This is a genomic window from Pseudomonas sp. TSO6 (assembly GCF_056098905.1).
The window spans coordinates 81,281-98,796 of record NZ_JBLZWV010000026.1; the positions used below are offsets into that span (position 1 = coordinate 81,281).

Sequence of the window (17,516 nt, forward strand, 5' to 3'; positions counted from 1 at the left end):
GCTTGTCTCCTTGACGGCCCCCGTCCGCGCGCTCATTTGGCCGCGGGCGATGAACTCAGGAAAGACGGTGGCAACAGGGCCAACCGGGTTCCTCGTGCCGACCGCACCGAACAGCCGAAAGGCTGGGCTCCGAATCTTGGAATCCGGTGCGGGTGAACAGCAAACCCTTTCTTTGTCAGGAGAAAAAGCCATGCAACTCGCATCTCGTTTCGCTTCCCGTTCGCCGTCGCTGCGCAGCGACACCCCGCTGTCCGACGATCAAATCCAGCGCGTGGCCCCGTCCATCTTCGCGGATGCCCCGCATGAGAGCCGTTCGCAGCGGTACGCCTACATCCCCACCGCCGCCGTGCTGGCCGAGCTTCGCAAAGAAGGTTTCCAGCCTTTCATGGTGACGCAAACCCGCGTGCGCGACGAAGGCAAGCGCGAGCACACGAAACACATGCTGCGCCTGCGGCACGCCAGCCAGATCAACGGAACGGAAGCCAATGAAATCGTGTTGCTGAATTCGCATGACGGCACGAGCAGCTATCAGATGCTAGCCGGAATGTTCCGCTTCGTTTGCAGCAATGGCCTCGTTTGCGGCGACACCGTGGCCGATGTGCGCGTACCCCACAAAGGAGACGTTTCCGGGCACGTCATCGAAGGCGCTTACGAAGTCTTGCGCGGCTTCGACCGGGTGAAGGATTCCCGCGATGCCATGCGCGCTATCACGCTGGACGAAGGCGAGGCCGAAGTGTTCGCCCGCGCCGCGCTGTCGCTCAAGTACGACGACCCGGACAAGCCCACACCCATCACCGAATCGCAAATCCTGATGCCGCGCCGTTTCGACGATCGCCGCCCGGACTTGTGGAGCGTGTTCAACCGCACCCAAGAGAACCTGACCAAAGGCGGATTGCATGGGCGCAGCGCCAACGGACGCCGCCAGCAGACCCGCCCGGTGCAGGGCATTGATTCTGATATCCGCCTCAATCGCGCCCTGTGGCTGCTGGCCGATGGCCTGCGCCAGTTGAAAGCCTGATTCCCCTGCGCGGCAGGGGCAGGCAGCAACCCTTGCCGCGTTATTCGCTGCTGCATTCCATCATCGCAAGGAGTTTTCACTATGAACGCCATCAACCACACCGAAGCCCAAGCCATCCACGCCGCAGCCAGCGCCTCGCCTGCCGTGCTGCTGGAAGCCGCCGACCCGAGCAAGAATCTGATTCTTGTGCCGCTGTCGCGGCTGGTATCGCGCCCCACGGGCTGCAACGTGCGCAAGACCCTGCGCATGTCGATTCCCGAACTCGCCGCCAGCATCCAGCGTGTCGGCCTGCTGCAAAACCTGATCGTGACCGCGACCGCTGACGGTGAGCGTTACGAAGTCGTGGCCGGAGGCCGTCGCCTTGCCGCCCTCAAGCTGCTGGCGAAGAAGCGCCGCATCAGCAAAGAATGGGATGTGCCTTGCCTGCTGGTGGCCGATGGCACCGCCCGCACCGCCAGCCTGACCGAGAACGTGCAGCGTGAAGCCATGCACCCCGCCGACCAGTTCGAGGCATTTGCCGCGCTGGTGGCCGAAGGCCGTCCCATCGAGGACATTGCCGCAGATTTCAGCGTCACGCCGCTGGTGGTGCAGCGCCGCCTGAAACTCGCCAACGTGTCGCCGCGCCTGCTTGCCGACTACCGGGCCGAGGCCGTGAGCCTTGACCAGTTGATGGCTCTTGCCATCACCGACGATCACACCGCGCAGGAAGCCGCGTTCTACGATGCGCCGACATGGCAGCGCAGCCCGCATAACCTGCGCGACCGCCTGACCGAGCGCGAGATTGACTCCCACCGGCACCCGCTGGTGCGCTTCGTTGGGCTGGACACCTACGAGGCTGCAGGCGGTGGCACCCGCCGCGATCTGTTCGCGGAAGCCGATAGCGGCGTGTATCTGACCGATGCCACGCTGCTGGAACGACTGGCGCAGGACAAGCTGGCCAGCCTTGCCGCCAAGGTGAAGGCCGAAGGCTGGGCATGGGTGGATGCCACCCCCGGCACGACCCATGCCGACCTGCAAGCCTTCCAGCGCGCCCCGAGACAGCGCCGCAGCCCGAACAAGCGTGAAGCCCAACGCATCGAGAAGCTGCAAACCAAGATGCAGGCGCTGGCCGAGGCCGTGGATGCAGCCCTGGACGCCGACGATGAAGAAAAGGCCGACGCCTTGCAGGAAGAAGGCGAATGCCTGGGCGAACAGTTGCAGGCGCTGGAAGATGGCTTGCAGGACTACGGGGAAGCCGTCAAAGCTGCCGCCGGTGCCATCGTCACCATCGACCGCAACGGCGAGGCCGTGATTCATCGTGGCCTGCTGCGCGAAGCCGAGGCCAAGGCACTGCGCACGCTTGAACGGCTGCGGCAAGGTTTCGGCAGCGAGGGCGAAGCCAGGAACGACGACACCGGCGAGGAAACCGACGACGCCCCTAAGCCCGCCGCCATGTCCGACCGGCTGGCGCAACGCTTGAGCGCCCACCGTACCGCCGCGCTGCAAATCGAAGTGGCCCGGCATCCGCAGGTGGCGCTGGCCGCACTGGTGCATGGCATGGTGCAGGCTGTCTTGCAAGGCAGCCACTACGGCCACGATCTGCCGCTGGGTGTGAAGCTGACCCAGCAAGATCGGCTGGAAGGCATGGCCCCGGATTGGCCGGAATCGCCCGCCGCCGTGGCACTGCGCGAACTGCAACAAGTAGCGGGTGAAGCCTTGCCGCAGGACAGCGCCGAACTGTTCGCCGCACTGCTGGCGAAGCCGCAGGATGAACTGGTGCGCCTGCTGGCCGTATGCGTGGCATCGACGGTCGATGTGGTGACGCCCCGCGCCACGCAGCACCAGCCGGGCGCCGAACTGGCGCACGCCGTGGCGCTGGACATGGCGGCATGGTGGCAACCGACCGCAGACGGCTATTTCCAGCATGTGCCGAAGGTCGCGATTCTGGAAGCCGTGGGCGAATTCGCACCGCAGCATGTCACCCGGCTGGCGAAGTTGAAAAAAGGCGACATTGCCAGCGAAGCCGAACGGCTGGCCGATGGCACCGGCTGGATGCCTGCCATCTTCGCCGCCGAAGCCACGCAGCAGACCGTGCAGGAGGTGGTGACGGACGAGGCAGCCGAAGCACCGGAGGAAGTCGCCGCCGTGGCGGATGAGCAGACGCAGGCGGAGGCACTGGCCGCTTGACCCCGCACACAGATAGCGCCCCGGTTCCGGCCGGGGCGCTTTCATGCCGAGGATTCCCCCATGAGCCACAACACCACGAGCCGCCCACGCATGGCCGTGACCTACGCCCCCGGCACGGTACGCGCTCGCCGTCGGCATGGCGATGGCGACGTGCGCGGCTACCGCCCGCCTCGCGGCTGGACAGCCCGCGCCGACCTGACCGACCGGCACCCCGTCACGGGCCGCGCCCTGCCGCGTGCCGTGTGGTGGATCATCGAAACCAAAGAATAGGGAGCAGCCCCGCGCCCAAGCCGTTCCGTCTTGGGCGCGGGGAATACCAAAAATCCGGGCGCGGCGGTGGCCGCGCCCGGTTTCAAGGCTCAAAGCCAAAACGCCCCTTTACCGCCTTCGGTCAGGCGGCAAAGGGACCGCGCACAAGTCGCCTTGTGCACAAAAGCCATTGAAGCCATGCAAGTGCAGCGGCGCACGCGCCGCCGACATTCCGACAGCACCTCGCCGCAATGGGCGGCGCTTGTGGCGCTACGCCCCGGCTTGTTGCGGCAGGTTGCACGAAAGCGTGCCGTGCTCGACGCTGGCGGTTCGTTGCCTGTACGTCACGAAGGACGGTTCACCGACACGCCACCTGGCCTCGATTTGGAGCTTCCACGCCACGCATCAAGCATGTGGCCGCAAGTTGTGGCAGGAGCGCTCGTACCTTGTTGCTGGGGCATTGACCTGGCCGCGTCAGGGAACAAGCCGGTGAAGTTGTCATGCGAGGATGCCGAGTCGGCCATGTTTCCATTCGGGAGCGGGCGGCCCGTGCGTCCTTGTCTTGTCGTGAATCCTGGGGGTGGCGCGGCTGCGCCTTGGGCTTCATGGCCGCAACCTTGCAGCGAAAACAATTTCCCCTGCGCTGCGCGCATTCCTCGCGGGACAAATTCTTTTCGCCTCCAGGTTCTCCACGTTGTTGCGACCGATCTGCAGTGCGGCCAGCCCATCCCCCACCGGACGGATCACAACAAGGACGCACTGGCGCGACCTTGTTCAACCCGAAAGGAGAAATCATCATGGCTAATATCGGCACCTTCACCGCAGAGAAAGACGGCTTCACCGGCTCGCTTCGCACCCTGACGCTCAACGTCAAGGTCAAGCTGGTTCCCAACGACAAGGGCGACAACGAGAACGCTCCCGACTACCGCCTGCAAGCAGCCAGCCACGACATCGGAGCAGCGTGGAAAAAGACCAGCGAGGCCGGACGCCCTTATGTGTCCGTGACCCTGGACGATCCTTCGTTCCCTGCAACGGTTTATGCCCGCCTGATCGAAGGCGAGGACGGCGCACACGACCTGATCTGGTCGCGCAGCAAGCCCAAGGCGGCGTAACCACCTCAGCGCCTCGACCACTATGGCGAGGCGCTTGGCTTACCTGCTCACTTCATTGGGGTGAGCGGATTCACTAAACACCTGCAAGACAGGGGCCAGCACCAACTGCCCCACGGCATAAAGGCCAGGGCCTCTGCCCATGAGTTCCGCAATGCGTTCCTCATGGAGTCCGCCTGCTGCGCAGTCTTGCTCCATCTGTGCAACTAATGCGGCTTTGGCCAGGGCCAACGTGGCCTCGGCATGCTGCGATAGACCGCTTGCTGATTGAGCGTCATACGCAATCAGGTTATCGAGCACTGGGGTAATGCTTTCCATGCCGTCTTTGACCATTTTCGCCCGTAAGCCTTCAACGACAAAAGTGACCAAGCGCCAAATTTGCTGTGGTTGTTGGTCAAGTTCCTTTTCGATCAGTGTTCGCGCTTCAAATGGCGACAAGGTGGAACATGGCGCGAGCGCCATACTCATGGTGCGAGCCAGTTTGAGGAGTTGATGTTCTTCCAAGCGTTCCAGCAGGTTTGCGAATGCACGCTGTTGCGTGCCGTCGGCGAGCGCATTCGCAAGCCCTTCGGTAGAGTGTTCCGGCACTTGAACGCGGCCTAGCGCTGAGAGCACCTGATGTTTGCCGATATCGTGTGGCGGATGCTCCGCGAGAGGATCAATGTCCACGGTCACTTCTCGCGTGGCGGAACCCTGCGGTGCCTTGCCCAGGTGTACGGCAAAGGTTAAAGTGGAGAACAGCGCGACACGGCCGTAGATTTGGCCGTCGAAGCCATCAATACCAACCGTCACTCGATGCCCAAATTCAAACTTGTTGGCGCATGCTCCGGCGGGCGGGCTGAAATCCCACCAGGTCGGCGCCATGCCTCCGAAGAGCTCCAGCGCAGCCGTCACTGCTGCGCGTGCCTTGATCAGTTCCTCGCGTTCTTCCGGCTGCTGCTCGCAGCCGCCCAGCGCTGCGACCTTGGCGATAGCTTGCGTGTAGTCGATGAAGTTAGAAAGCGCCCCTGATCGAGCGACCTCCGGAAACTCCTGAGCAAAGAATGTCTGCGTCATGTACGCGATGGCACCCAGACCACAGGCACCGCCAAATTTGCGCTTATGGTGAATGGAACCCGTGATGTACGGTCGAGTGGACGGCTTCGACAAGGGCATCCATTCATGTCCATCGTCCTCCATCTTTTTTGCGAACTGTTTGACGGACTGCTGGTTGGGAAATGCCAGATGCAACTCTTCACCTTCGCCAACTGCGGTGCGGGAGATGACGCGGGGCTTCGTGAATTTGATCTCCTTGGCAGAGATCGAAACGGTCTCTCCCGTCAGCGTGTGCTCGCCATAGGCAGTTTTGGGGTGCTTGGAGTGATCCGGCCGAACGCCCAAGTATGCATTGAGGAAGTCGAGCTGCTCGGCAATCTCATTGACGAGACCCGAATAGCTGTTGTCGTGCTTGGGGCAATAGATGCCAGAGTTGACCCGCCGGCCTCCAAGAGACGCCGGAAAAACGTGCTCCCCAGAGCCTGCGGCCTGTCCGCACACGATGCATGTCTTCGCCATTGAGTTCCTTTCCAAAGTTGCACCACGCCAAGCGAAGCTATGCGATGCAGAGTCAATTAGGCACTTCGCCCAGGACTTCTTCAACGGCCCCCATCAAGTGGGCGACGCTGAGCCCCAGCGCACGCGCGATCTTGAAAATAATCGCCAGCGTGGGCATGTGTTCGCCGCGCTCAATCTTGCCCATGTGAGAACGCTCGATACCGGCTTGATGTGCCAAGGTTTCCTGCGCCACGCCTTGCTCGACCCGCAGTGCGCGCACCGCCGCGCCGAAGGCCTGGGCCAGCTCGGCGTCGAAGGTGGTGGAGCCGGCCGGTCGGCCGCGCTGGACGGTTCGCTTCTGCATAGACAGAAGCGTCGATTCGCAGCACAATTAAAACCACGTTATATTTAACTCATTCATCCAATCTCACCTGTTTTTGTGCCTTTACTGAAATCCGCATTTGCGGCTTTCTTCAAAAGCGGAGAGCCTGATCCGTGTCTTTCCTGACTTCCGTGCATGTGCCTTCGTGCTTCTACGTCTCTGCGGATACGTGGGGTTGCGCCTTGGTGCTTTCGTTGGAAGGCGTGAAAGTGCCGCTGCTGCTCTGCGAGTCTGTGGACGTACAGCCATGACTCCGCTCATCACCGCCGACGAGCGCACGCGCCTGCTGTCCAACGGCCAGGCCCGCGCTGCCGGGCAGGACACCGACCCCCTGCCCGTGGTGCGCCTGTTCACGCCAGATGCTCACGCTACCTGGCTGCTAGCCTCGCTCGACCCAGCCAATGGCGATACTGCCCACGGCCTGATCGACTTGGGGATTGGCATGCCTGCGCTGGGAACGGTGAAGCTGTCCGACCTAGCCGCCATCGTCGGGCCGCGTCAGCAGCCCGTGATACGGGATCGCTATTTCCAGCCAGTGCGGCGGCTGTCGGAATACCTGCGACTGGCCGAAGACAACGGCTCGATAAACGATTGAATGCCACCGCGAAGCGAGGCGCATTGTGTCTATTTCGGTCTGGTCTGTGACCCGTTCGGTCTGAATCGGCAGTGTTGCACCGTAGCGGTGCGTGCCAGATCGAAACGGTCATGATGCCTGGCGCGGGCTGCGGCAAGCTGACCGACGCGGCATGCCATTGGAGTGCATTGCCGCCGTCGCACTCGGACGATTTCAGCAGCGCATCGGAGTTCATCGGTCTTGACACTGCCAGTTTACGCTTCACCCATGACGTTTTGACGATGGCCTCGTAGCACGCCGTTTCGCTGTGGCGACGCATCCCCAGCACAGGGAGGTTGCCTTATGGCTGATCGCAGTGCCGAGCCGTGGTATGCCACGGCGGCATATCTCTACGTTCTGCACCTCGATGGCCCGGCGCTGGCCTGGGAGTACCTGCGCCGCCATCCTGACTACCGGCGCGACTGGCTGCGCCGTCGTCGCCAACCGGATGCTGCCAAGAGCTGGGGGCTGCGCCTGCTGGAAGATCACGCCTTGGATGCGCGGGACGCGCACCCGGCCTGGTTTCCCGATCACGATGCCGTGGTGCAGCTCTACCCGGATGCAGATCCGCCGCCCGATGCGCTGTGTTTTGAGTTCTGGAAGCTGCCGGGCCACAAACATCTGATCCATGACGGCAAGCGCCTGGTGCTGGTGGCGCGCTGGCCCGGCTGCTGCCTGCGTTTCGTGCTCGCGCCAGACTTGGCCGATGGCATGGCTTACGTCTATGCAATCCGGGCCTGCGCCGCGCCTTGCGAACGCTATGCGGCCCTGGCGAGCGAATTGAACAAGATCGCCGTAGCCGCCGGCGCCGTACCTGCGGCGACCGTCCGGCCACGTCCGCCGCTGTCCGCATTGCTGGAACTGCACACGCTTCAGGCGCTGGACGCGACCCTGGCGGGCGCGTCCTTGCGCGAAGTCGCCGAAGGGCTGTTTGGTGTGGATGCCGTTACCGCCGACTGGCACGCCGACAGTGCTTTGCGCGCCCGCGTGCGGCGACTGGTACGCCGAGGCGATAGGCTGATGCGCGGCGGCTATCGCCGTCTGGCACAGCTTCCGGCTGTCACTTCGCATGAGGGGGGACGTTTCGCATCCCCTGCAGAACGTCCCTGAGCAAGAGTCCCAAGTTTCTTGAGACTGCCTCTATCCGGCTGCGCTGTGTGGCCGGGCTTGATGGAGGACCATCCCATGCGACCTGCTCCCTTGCGGCCTGCCGCCGCTCCCGTTGCCACACCCGCACAACCCCAACGCTATCTCACCAACGATGAGGCCGCCGATTACCTGCGCCTGTCACCGCGCACGCTGGAGAAACAGCGCGTCATCGGTGGTGGCCCGAAGTTTCGAAAGTTCGGTCGCCGCGTCATGTACGCCGTGGCCGACCTCGATGCCTGGGCGGAAACGCGCAGCTTCGAGACCACTTCCGATCCTGAATATGCCGAGCACCACTCGGCTGACAGTCGTGCGCGCTGATCGGCGCATCGCCGGTGTCCATCGCCATGTCCCGCCCACCAGGGCACGCCTTGCAGCAGCGCGAACAGCTCGACCTGTTCCGAGCACTGCCGGGCGAGGACATGGCACCGCGCGATGCCCAGGACTTGATGGCCTATCCGTTCTTCTCGCTGGCGAAGTCGCGGCGCACCGCGCCGATCGACTTCCGCAGCGGCAACATCACCATCCGCGTGGAAGGCACGCAGGAGCATGGTATTGCCACCATCTGGGATGCCGACATCCTGATCTGGGCGGCCAGCCAGATCGTCGAAGCCAAGGACGCGGGCATCCAGCCGTCCCGGCGGATGCAGGCCACGCCCTACGAGATCCTGCGCTTCATCGGGCGCGGCAAGTCGCTGCGCGACTACCAGCGTCTCAAGGCCGCGCTCGACCGACTGCAATCGACCACGGTAGCCACGTCCATCCGCGAAACGACGGGAAGGCGCTTGCACCGCTTTTCGTGGATCAACGAGTGGAAGGAGCTGGCCGATGCCAACGGCACGCCGTTGGGCATCGAGCTGATCCTGCCGGACTGGTTCTATGCGGGCGTGCTGGACGCCGCCCTAGTGCTGACCATCGACCCGACGTACTTCCGACTCACGGGCGGCATCGAGCGCTGGCTGTACCGCCTGGTGCGCAAGCATGGCGGCAGGCAGGAATATGGCTGGCAGTTCGACTTCCGGCATCTGCACCGCAAGTCGGGCAGCAGCACTCGGTTTTCGGATTTCGCCTACGACCTGCGGGCGCTGGTCACCCGGCAATCGCTGCCGGGATACGAGCTGGGCATCGTGCGGATTCCCGAGGACGACATGGAATTGCTGACCTTTCGGCCCGTGCCGCAGACGGCACGGGGATAACAGCGGGACAAGCTGTGGATGGGGTCGTGCTATCAGGAGTAAGAGGTGTCGTGCTATCAGGAGTACGCCTATCGTGCTATCAGGAGTACGAAAACGCCGGAAAGCCAGTAACGGCGCGGGTTTGCGATCCCTCTAACATTACTAACTTAAATTCTCTAACTATTGGTAGAGAAGCAGCATTGCGGTGGACAACTACCGCAGGCCGAAAAACCAGCCAGGAAAAGCCGCACAAACCACCCCGTTCGGCACGGCAAAAACAGTCCGGCCTTCCAAGCTGGAGGGCCGCGCCATGATCGTCGCCTTGCTCAACCAGAAAGGCGGTGTCGGCAAGACCACGCTCGCCACCCACATCGCGGGCGAGCTGGCGATGCGTGGTCAGCACGTCGTGCTGCTGGACGCCGACCCGCAGGGTTCCTCGCTGGACTGGACGCAGCGCAGAAGCCAGCAAGGCTTACCCCGGCTGTTCAGCGCCGTGGGCCTTGCACGCGAGACGCTGCACCAGGAAGCACCAGAGCTGGCCCGCCGCGCCGATCACGTCATCATCGACGGGCCGCCCAGGATTGCCGCCTTGGCGCGCTCCGCGCTGCTGGCGGCCGAACGGGTGCTGATCCCGGTGCAGCCCAGCCCCTACGACCTGTGGGCCAGTGCCGAGATGGTGGCGTTGATCCGCGAGGCGCAGGTGTTCCGGCCTGCGCTGCGCGCGGCCTTCGTCATCAACCGGCGCGTCAGTACCACGGTGATCGGGCGCGAAGCACGGCAAGCCTTGGCCGAACAGCCGTTGCCAGCGCTGCGCAGCGAGGTGCGTCAGCGCATCGTCTTTGCCGATAGCGTGACTGCGGGGCGATTGGTGCGGGAGACGGCTCCCGATAGCGCTGCAGCGCAGGAAATCACCGCGCTGGTCGATGAGCTGCTGCGGTGGCCGTCATGAGCGACAACAGCAACCCACCCAACGGCAAACGCCCGGCCAAGCGGGTCGGCATCGGCGCGCGTCCGCCCGCCAATCCGCACGCCGAGGCGTGGATTCGCCAAGGCGACGCCGATGCGCTCAACAAGTGCGACCTCTACACCGCGCGCCTGACCCTCGACATCACGCCTGCCATGCGGGCACGTATCAAGGTGTCGGCCTTCACGCAAGGCGTGACCGTGGCCGACCTGCTGCGCGGTTTGCTGGAGCGCGAGTTTCCAGAACACCGCAGGGAGAACACGCCATGACCACATCCGCATTGTCTGCTACCGCACCGCCCGCCATCGCGATCACGGCTGTGCACGCTGCACCGTCCAGCCAGCCTAGCAGCGCGCCGTTGATGCGCGTATCGCTCGCCTACATCGAACCGCGTTTCAAGCTCTACCTGCGCTTCGGCGAACCAGCGCGCACGCTCCAGCTCGATCGCTGGCGGCGCTGTGCCATGTTCTTGCCGGGTGCAATCCTCTGCCGCGTTCGTTGGCAGGCCAACGACTACGGCACGATCCGCTGGCAGCTCATGGTGATGCAGGCTGCTACACCGCTTGATGCCGTGCAGCGCATCCCCGGCGTGCAGCCAGGCGCGTGCCTGCTGCTGCATGCCGAAGGTGACGCCAGTGTGCGCGCCGTGCTGGAACGCATCGACGGCATCGAGGCGCTGGGTATCGCTGCCATCGACGTGTCGCCCGCGTACTGGCGCACGCTCGCCAACAGGCTCGCCGCGCATTTGCCGCTGCCCGAATACACCGCGGAGCGGCACGCCGCCTGGCTGGCCGGGAGGGCGCTGCCATGACCGCTCATTCCACCGCCGCGCGCACGCCCGAAGCCGCGCCGCATCCTCGCTCGCGCCTGCGCGCTCGCATCCTGCTGGCGGGCTTCGCCGTCGTCGGCCTCGCTGCGCTGGCCTGGGCGGCTTTCGTGCAGCCGCTGCCGCGCCTGATCTACAACCCGTCCGACAGTGTTTCGGTCGGCTGGTATCGCGTCGATCCGCTGCGCCACGACACCGGCTCGCTGCCACGTCCCTTGTCCGTGGACAGCATCGTCCTGACCCGATTGCCTGCTGAAGCTGCCACACTCGCTGCGCAGCGTGGCTACCTGCCAGCCCACATTCCTCTGCTCAAACGTGTGGGCGCTGTCGCACCACAACACATTTGCATCGTCGCCGGTCAGGTACTCATCGACGGCGTGCCGATGGCCGCCGTGCTGCCCGCCGATCGGCTTGGCCGACCGTTGCCATCCTGGCAGCTTTGCCGCCGTCTAGAACCAGGCGAGCTGTTCCTGCTGAGCGTGACGAATCCTGCATCGTTCGACAGCCGGTATTTCGGCCCGGTCAGCGCGACCGCCGTGATCGGCATTGCGCATCCGGTCTGGCTGGAGACACGCCCATGATGGCCTCCGATTCGCTGCACGTTACCGTGCATCTCATCGTGCCATCGGGCATGTCATCTTGCAGGCCGTCGCCGTGTCGTCGCGCGTGTCGTGCGAGCGCATCCGCACCGCACGACGCGCAACATCCGGCGCAGCCGTCCAGCGTGCAGGCGTCTTGCCTCGAACGTGCCTGGCCTGCGGCCATCGGCGCGTTCGCCGGCGGGCGGGCTGCAAGCAGTGCAGCACCGCCGGGCCGCCGATGCCCTGAGCGACAGCGAGGGGCAAAGGTGGAAGGCAAGACAAAAGGACGCGGCACCGGGCCGCGTCGAAAGCCAGTCTGCACATGGGGGTGGCGCGGCACGGAGCGGCTTCGCCACCGTGCCGCTTGGGGCGCGAGGCCCGCGCCAATGCAGGCATGTCCCCGTGCTTCGCACGACAGGACACGCCAGAGCTTGCAGGGAGCGCGGCCATGACCGACCACCGCGACGACGATTTCCGCGTGCGCCCGAGCGCCCCGAAAAACCGGGGCAAAGGCCAGGGCCAGAGCTTCGTTTCCAAGGTGCTCAAGCAGGCCGGCAAGGCCAGCAGCGGCAAGTCCTCGAAGCGCCATTCCGCAACCGGCGGCAGCGGCGCACGCGCTGGCCAGCGCCCCGGTTCACGGCTTGGGCGCGGCCACACGGCGGCGCGTTTCGCGGGCGCGAAGCTGACGCCCATGTCGCGGCGCGTGACCATCAAGACGCTGCTGGTCAATCAGCGCAACGCCAGCCCCCATTCGCTGGCGAAACATCTGCGCTACATCGAGCGCGACGGCGCGGGCCGCGATTGCGAACCGGGCCGGGCCTACGGGCCGCAGACCGACGATGCCGACCTGGATGCGTTCAAGGAGCGGGCCGCCGACGACCGGCACCATTTCCGCTTCATCGTCTCCCCGGAGGACGGCCCCGAGCTGGACGACCTGCGCATCTACACCCGGCACCTGATGAACCGCATGGAAGCCGACCTGGGGACGCGGCTGGACTGGGTGGCGGTCGATCACTGGAACACCGACAACCCGCACACCCACCTGATAGTGCGCGGGTACGACGACACCGGCAAAGACCTCATCATCGCGGGCGACTATATCGCTCACGGGTTCCGCTATCGGGCCGCCGAACTGGCGACCGAATGGCTGGGGCCGCGCACCGAGCTGGAGATCAAGCAAACCTTGCAGCGCGAAGTGGAGCAAGAGCGGTGGACGAGCCTCGACCGGACGCTGCAACGCGAGGTCGACGAGGATGGCCGGGTGCAGATCGGACGCTTCAACGAACCTCGGCTGCAACGCCAGCGCCTGCTGCTGATCGGCCGCCTGCAACGCTTGCAACGCCTTGGCCTGGCCGACGAAATGCAGCCAGGCATCTGGGCCATTCATTCCGATGCCGAGAAGACCTTGCGCGCACTGGGCGAGCGTGGCGACATCATCCGCACCATGCAGCGGGCCATGAGCGGTCAGACGCGCGAACTGGCGGTGTTCGAGCCGGGCAAGGATGCCAGTGGAAGCGGCCGCACCATTGTCGGCCGCGTCGCTGCCAAGGGGCTGGCCGACGAGCTGCACGACCGCGGCTATCTGGTCATCGACGGGGTGGACGGTAAAGCCCACTACGTCGCACTGAACGCCCGCGACGAGCTGGCGAACTATCCCACCGGAGCCGTGGTGGAGGTACGCGGCTCAGCCGAGGTGCGGGCGGCCGACAGGAGTATTGCCGCGCTGTCGAGCGATGGCCTGTACCGTACCGACCATCACTTGGCAATCGAGCATGGCAGAGTCAAGCCTGGCCGCGACCCGCAGGAAGTCGTCGCGGCCCACGTCCGCCGACTGGAAGCCCTGCGCCGGGCCAGCATCGTGGAGCGCCTGGCCGATGGCCTATGGAAAGTGCCGGACGACCTGGCCGAGCGAGGCCGACAGTACGACGCGCAGCGACTGGGCGGCGTCGCCGTCGAGCTGAAATCGCATCTACCGATCGAGCGGCAGGCCCGCGTGATCGGCGCAACCTGGCTGGATCAGCAGTTGATCGGTGGCGGTAAGGGGCTGGGAGACATAGGCTTTGGCGGGGAGGTCAAGAACACCCTGCAGCAGCGCGCCGACTTCCTGGCCGAACAGGGGCTGGCCCAGCGGCGCGGGCAGCGCGTGATCCTCGCCAAGAATCTGCTTGGCACGCTGCGCAATCGGGAACTGATGCAAGCCGCCAAGGACATTGCCGCCGACACCGGACAGGAGCATCGGCCCGTCGTCGACGGTCAGCGCGTTGCCGGGATATACAGTCGCTCCTTAATACTGGCGAGCGGGCGCTACGCGTTGCTTGATGACGGAAAGGGCTTCAGCCTGGTGCCGTGGAAACCAGTGATTGAGCAAAGAATTGGACAGCAGATTGCCGCAACAGCCCATGCCAACGGGGTGACATGGGATGTTGCCCGACAAAGAGGAGCATCAATAGCATAGGGCGTTGCGTGCCGATGTCGGCTTGGATTTACTTTTATGATACCGATTGAGCTCGCTGAGAGCGCAATTTGCGATGAGCAAGCGCGGTGGCAATAAGAACCAGGATGGCCAAAATAGCGGCGGCGCTGAATACACGCTGAGAATTACCAGGCACGTATTCCATGAACGATGAGGCGAATTGACCAGAGAAAATTGCCATAGCTAGATAGGCTAGATTACGCCCCCTTTCCTGTGCATGACTCTTTTCAACGGTCATATGGTTCACAAGTGGAACAGTGAACCCAAAGCCACAACCCAACAGGATGCCTCCAATGAGGAAGGCTACAAAACCATCAGCAACCGCGAAGAATGCATGTGATATCGCGTAGCATGCAAATCCGACGAGCAAGATTCGATTTTCCCCGAATCGAGAGGCCAATTTGGTTAGCGCTCCAGCCGCCACGACTGCGACCAGCGAGACGAAGGACAGAAAATAACCTATCTCGGCTGCGCTCGCATTGATTTCGTGCAGCCGCATGGGAAGCATGATGATTCCAGTGAAGAATGAAACCATCGTAAAAAACGCCGCAAAGTAAACCACTTTGAGTGCGCTCGAAACTTTTGCGTTAGCACGGCTGTTGGAATCTGATTCCGCATCAATGTTTTTGGGTACGAATGCTATTACCATGACCAGCAATGCCCAGGCGAGCAAATAAAGCGCGAACGGCCAGCGCCAGCCGACAGTTGCCAGGAGGCCACTGACGAATAGGAAGATGACTCCACCAAGCTCGATTGACATTCCCTGTTTTGCCATCATCGACAGCCTTGCTCTGCCGTCGTAAAGCGCGGAAATAAGCCCTGTTCCTGCTGTCATGATCATTCCGGTTGCCCCGCCCAGCAGAAAGCGATCGGCGAAAACGACTACTTCACCATGCAGCCAAGCGCCCATTACTCCGAGCAGTCCATAGAGAAAAAGTCCGGCACAAAGCGTGCGGTACAGACCGACGCGCCCGATGAGCTTCCCGATTAAGGGGCCGAAAATAACAACTCCTAGAGCAGGAACTGTCACCAGACTGCTGGCAAAGCGGGTTACACCAAGCTGATCAGCAATTTCTGGGAGCCCAGGAACAAGGACGCAACCAACCATAATCGTCAAGCATGCGACGCTCAACAGAGTCCACCCTGTTAGCAAATTCGCTTCGCCATATTTTTTTGAGTTCATTTTCAATTTCCTTTCGCCGGGTTTCCCGCTTACAACATTCGATCAGTTTCATTCTCCGCACCCAATCACTCGCACGGCGACGCTCCTATAGGATGTGCTGGAAGATGCGGCTTGAGCGCCAAAAAAGCTGATGCCAACTGTTCTAGGACTTCTACCGGCACATTTGAGAGCAGTTGGGAATATGTCTGAATCGTAAAAGCCTGCATCTCGTCCAAACGTTGCTTTCCTGCGTTGGTCAGCTCCACGCGCTTCTGGCGGCGGTCTACCGGGCTCTCTCGTCTTTCGGCGAAACCAGCATTAACAAGTCCGTCGACCATACGGCTGGCTGCGTTATGAGAGAGATGTGTGGCTGTTGCTAGGCTAGCAATTGTTTGTGCTCCGTCGTGATAGAGCTGATAGAGAGCGTTGAATTGGCTGAACGATAGATCGCCGCCGTGGAGCGTTTCCGCTAGATACGGAAAGACCCGATGCATGGCGAGCCCATGCATCAGGTCAAGATTTTTGGCCAGCGATTCGTGGGGGGGTATCAAAGACATGAGAAGCTCCTTACGGGTACGCTTGCATTATATGCATGTACACATATAATGCAAGCACGGAGCAAGTCTGACTGCCGTTGACTGCGGCTGCATCACCCTTCCCTTGAGGTTGGTCTGTGGCGGCGGACATAGCGGCTGTTAGCCATCTCGATCTAGGAGTGGACACGTGGAACTTCGACATCTGCGCTGCTTTCTGGCTGTGGCCGAAGAACTACATTTCGCCCGCGCTGCTGAAAAATTGCACATTGAACAATCTCCGCTTTCGCGCACGATCAAGGAGTTGGAGGAAGACTTGGGCGAGCCGTTGTTCATTCGTAGCAGCCGCAGCACTCGGCTGACACGGGCGGGCAAGCTCTTCCTTGGGCATGTGCCACGCATCTTCACTGCCTTGCAGCAGGCACGCGAAAGTGTGAAAGCCGCGGCCAACGGCTTTCACGGTCAGTTGCGCATTGCGCTGTCTGACGGCATCACACCATCGCGCATGCCAATTTTGCTGGCGTTGTGTCGACAGGAGGAACCCGAAATCGAGATCCGGTTATTCGAAGTGCCTCTGTCGCAGCAAATCAAAGGGCTGCATGACGATCTCTACGATGTAGGGTTTGCGCAATCCAACGAGGTAGGCGAAGGCATCACAGCACAAGAGGTGTGGAACGATGCACTAATGGTGGCAGTTCCTGCGCGCCACCCCCTGCTAAAGCACAAGCGCATTCCGCTGGAAGAAGTACTGCATCACCCATTAGTGTTGTGCGATCCACAGGTTTGCGAGGGTATCTCCCGCCAGGTAGATCGCGTGCTGCGTCGCATGGACTTGGAACCGCTAGTCGCTGAACGTGTAGCTTCGTTCGACCTAATGATGGCGCTGGTCGCTGCGGGCTTCGCTCTGGGCCTTGCCGGAGCGCCGCAAATCGCTAGTAATCGCGAGTCCGGCGTAGTTGCACGCCCCTTGGCGGGTCGCTCCCCCATGCTGACCACATATGTACTGCATCGGGAGGGTGAGCCATCGGATTCGCTGGCTCGCTTCATCGAACGGGTGCGGTCGATCGAATCACTAGATGGCTACCGATCCAAGCCACCGGTTTAACGCGATCCACAAGAGAAACTGAGCCATGACCACAAAGCTGATTTTTCCATTCTTGATGGTTGCCTCGCTCACGGCTTGCGGCCCGACTGAACTGCCGAAAAAACAAAGCAATGTCCCTACCGTGGACGAACTAGCAGCCAATCCCGAGCGTTTGAAAGAACTACGCCGCCAATGCAAGACCGAGCGCCCGCTGATGGACGATGTGCTGTGCAACCGTGTAGCCGAAGTGACGAACAAGCGCTTCTTCGGCGATGGTAAGGTGCCTTACACAGCACCCGAGACGCAGCCTAACTTCTGACTGTTGGCGGCTTGCCACACTTCCTGTTTTTCCTTCTCGACACGTCGCAGTGCGCTCACGCCTGCGGCGTTTTTACTCGTTTCGACCCTGCATGAAACCATGCTTTTTGCATCACCTTGCTGCCGATAACGGTCTTTGACCGGCACTGAACCGGCACCGATCCTGACGCCTGCGGCACGCCTT

19 protein-coding genes are annotated in these 17,516 nt (G+C 62.6%); 15 read left to right on the forward strand and 4 right to left on the reverse strand.

From position 1 onward, the window contains the following. Positions 1-190: 190 nt before the first annotated feature. The 4 genes from ACN6NG_RS10125 to ACN6NG_RS10140 all read left to right on the forward strand — a co-directional run bounded on the left by ACN6NG_RS10125 (position 191) and on the right by ACN6NG_RS10140 (position 4,545). Positions 191-1,018, forward strand: a complete 828-nt coding sequence (locus tag ACN6NG_RS10125; RefSeq protein WP_339519198.1) for a DUF932 domain-containing protein — start codon at positions 191-193, stop codon at positions 1,016-1,018. 81 nt (positions 1,019-1,099) lie between these two features. Continuing rightward, the gene (locus ACN6NG_RS10130; protein ID WP_474313780.1) at positions 1,100-3,184 is read left to right on the forward strand and encodes a ParB/RepB/Spo0J family partition protein; all 2,085 of its coding nucleotides are present in this window, start codon (positions 1,100-1,102) and stop codon (positions 3,182-3,184) included. A gap of 60 nt (positions 3,185-3,244) precedes the next feature. After that, positions 3,245-3,454, forward strand: a complete 210-nt coding sequence (locus ACN6NG_RS10135) for a hypothetical protein (RefSeq protein WP_474313782.1) — start codon at positions 3,245-3,247, stop codon at positions 3,452-3,454. A 776-nt stretch (positions 3,455-4,230) separates the two neighbouring features. Continuing rightward, entirely contained in the window at positions 4,231-4,545 is a 315-nt protein-coding gene (locus tag ACN6NG_RS10140; protein WP_198833927.1) for a DUF736 domain-containing protein, read from the forward strand. 39 nt (positions 4,546-4,584) lie between these two features. Here ACN6NG_RS10140 and ACN6NG_RS10145 read toward each other — a convergent pair whose 3' ends face one another. After that, the gene (locus tag ACN6NG_RS10145) at positions 4,585-6,096 is read right to left on the reverse strand and encodes a hypothetical protein (RefSeq protein ID WP_474313783.1); all 1,512 of its coding nucleotides are present in this window, start codon (positions 6,094-6,096) and stop codon (positions 4,585-4,587) included. Between the two features lie 52 nt (positions 6,097-6,148). Continuing rightward, positions 6,149-6,439: a helix-turn-helix domain-containing protein gene (locus ACN6NG_RS10150; RefSeq protein ID WP_034018414.1), complete on the reverse strand. Its 291-nt coding sequence runs from the start codon at positions 6,437-6,439 to the stop codon at positions 6,149-6,151. Positions 6,440-6,704: 265 nt separating this feature from the next. On the opposite strand from ACN6NG_RS10150, the gene ACN6NG_RS10155 reads away from it, so the two are divergent. From ACN6NG_RS10155 to ACN6NG_RS10195, 9 genes are all read left to right on the forward strand, one after another. Then, positions 6,705-7,052, forward strand: a complete 348-nt coding sequence (locus ACN6NG_RS10155; protein ID WP_339519191.1) for a DUF2958 domain-containing protein — start codon at positions 6,705-6,707, stop codon at positions 7,050-7,052. Between the two features lie 321 nt (positions 7,053-7,373). Then, complete coding sequence (locus ACN6NG_RS10160; protein ID WP_339519189.1) at positions 7,374-8,180, forward strand: DUF2285 domain-containing protein; 807 nt, start codon at positions 7,374-7,376, stop codon at positions 8,178-8,180. A 75-nt stretch (positions 8,181-8,255) separates the two neighbouring features. Further along, positions 8,256-8,537 carry a helix-turn-helix domain-containing protein gene (locus ACN6NG_RS10165; RefSeq protein WP_014995090.1) on the forward strand — a complete coding sequence of 94 codons (282 nt, stop codon included), beginning with the start codon at positions 8,256-8,258 and terminating at the stop codon, positions 8,535-8,537. 26 nt (positions 8,538-8,563) lie between these two features. Beyond that, complete coding sequence (locus tag ACN6NG_RS10170; RefSeq protein ID WP_198833931.1) at positions 8,564-9,412, forward strand: replication initiator protein A; 849 nt, start codon at positions 8,564-8,566, stop codon at positions 9,410-9,412. A 289-nt stretch (positions 9,413-9,701) separates the two neighbouring features. After that, on the forward strand, positions 9,702-10,340 hold the full coding sequence (gene parA, locus ACN6NG_RS10175) for a ParA family partition ATPase (RefSeq protein WP_198833954.1): 639 nt from the start codon (positions 9,702-9,704) through the stop codon (positions 10,338-10,340). Further along, on the forward strand, positions 10,337-10,624 hold the full coding sequence (locus ACN6NG_RS10180; RefSeq protein WP_198833932.1) for a chromosome partitioning protein ParB: 288 nt from the start codon (positions 10,337-10,339) through the stop codon (positions 10,622-10,624). Before parA ends, ACN6NG_RS10180 begins: the two co-directional genes overlap by 4 nt. A gap of 11 nt (positions 10,625-10,635) precedes the next feature. Beyond that, complete coding sequence (locus ACN6NG_RS10185; RefSeq protein WP_463531440.1) at positions 10,636-11,166, forward strand: DUF2840 domain-containing protein; 531 nt, start codon at positions 10,636-10,638, stop codon at positions 11,164-11,166. Further along, the gene (locus tag ACN6NG_RS10190) at positions 11,163-11,762 is read left to right on the forward strand and encodes a S26 family signal peptidase (RefSeq protein WP_474313784.1); all 600 of its coding nucleotides are present in this window, start codon (positions 11,163-11,165) and stop codon (positions 11,760-11,762) included. Before ACN6NG_RS10185 ends, ACN6NG_RS10190 begins: the two co-directional genes overlap by 4 nt. 448 nt (positions 11,763-12,210) lie before the next feature. Further along, on the forward strand, positions 12,211-14,217 hold the full coding sequence (locus ACN6NG_RS10195; protein WP_474313786.1) for a DUF3363 domain-containing protein: 2,007 nt from the start codon (positions 12,211-12,213) through the stop codon (positions 14,215-14,217). Positions 14,218-14,251: 34 nt separating this feature from the next. Here ACN6NG_RS10195 and ACN6NG_RS10200 read toward each other — a convergent pair whose 3' ends face one another. Together ACN6NG_RS10200 and ACN6NG_RS10205 are read right to left on the reverse strand one after the other, a co-directional pair. Continuing rightward, positions 14,252-15,418 carry an MFS transporter gene (locus ACN6NG_RS10200; protein ID WP_474313787.1) on the reverse strand — a complete coding sequence of 389 codons (1,167 nt, stop codon included), beginning with the start codon at positions 15,416-15,418 and terminating at the stop codon, positions 14,252-14,254. Between the two features lie 65 nt (positions 15,419-15,483). Then, entirely contained in the window at positions 15,484-15,954 is a 471-nt protein-coding gene (locus tag ACN6NG_RS10205) for a MarR family winged helix-turn-helix transcriptional regulator (RefSeq protein WP_474313789.1), read from the reverse strand. A gap of 166 nt (positions 15,955-16,120) precedes the next feature. Here ACN6NG_RS10205 and ACN6NG_RS10210 point away from each other — a divergent pair, with 166 nt between their 5' ends. After that, complete coding sequence (locus tag ACN6NG_RS10210) at positions 16,121-17,035, forward strand: LysR family transcriptional regulator (protein ID WP_474313790.1); 915 nt, start codon at positions 16,121-16,123, stop codon at positions 17,033-17,035. Positions 17,036-17,060: 25 nt separating this feature from the next. Continuing rightward, positions 17,061-17,333 carry an EexN family lipoprotein gene (locus tag ACN6NG_RS10215; protein ID WP_474313792.1) on the forward strand — a complete coding sequence of 91 codons (273 nt, stop codon included), beginning with the start codon at positions 17,061-17,063 and terminating at the stop codon, positions 17,331-17,333. The last annotated feature ends 183 nt before the right edge of the window (positions 17,334-17,516 follow it).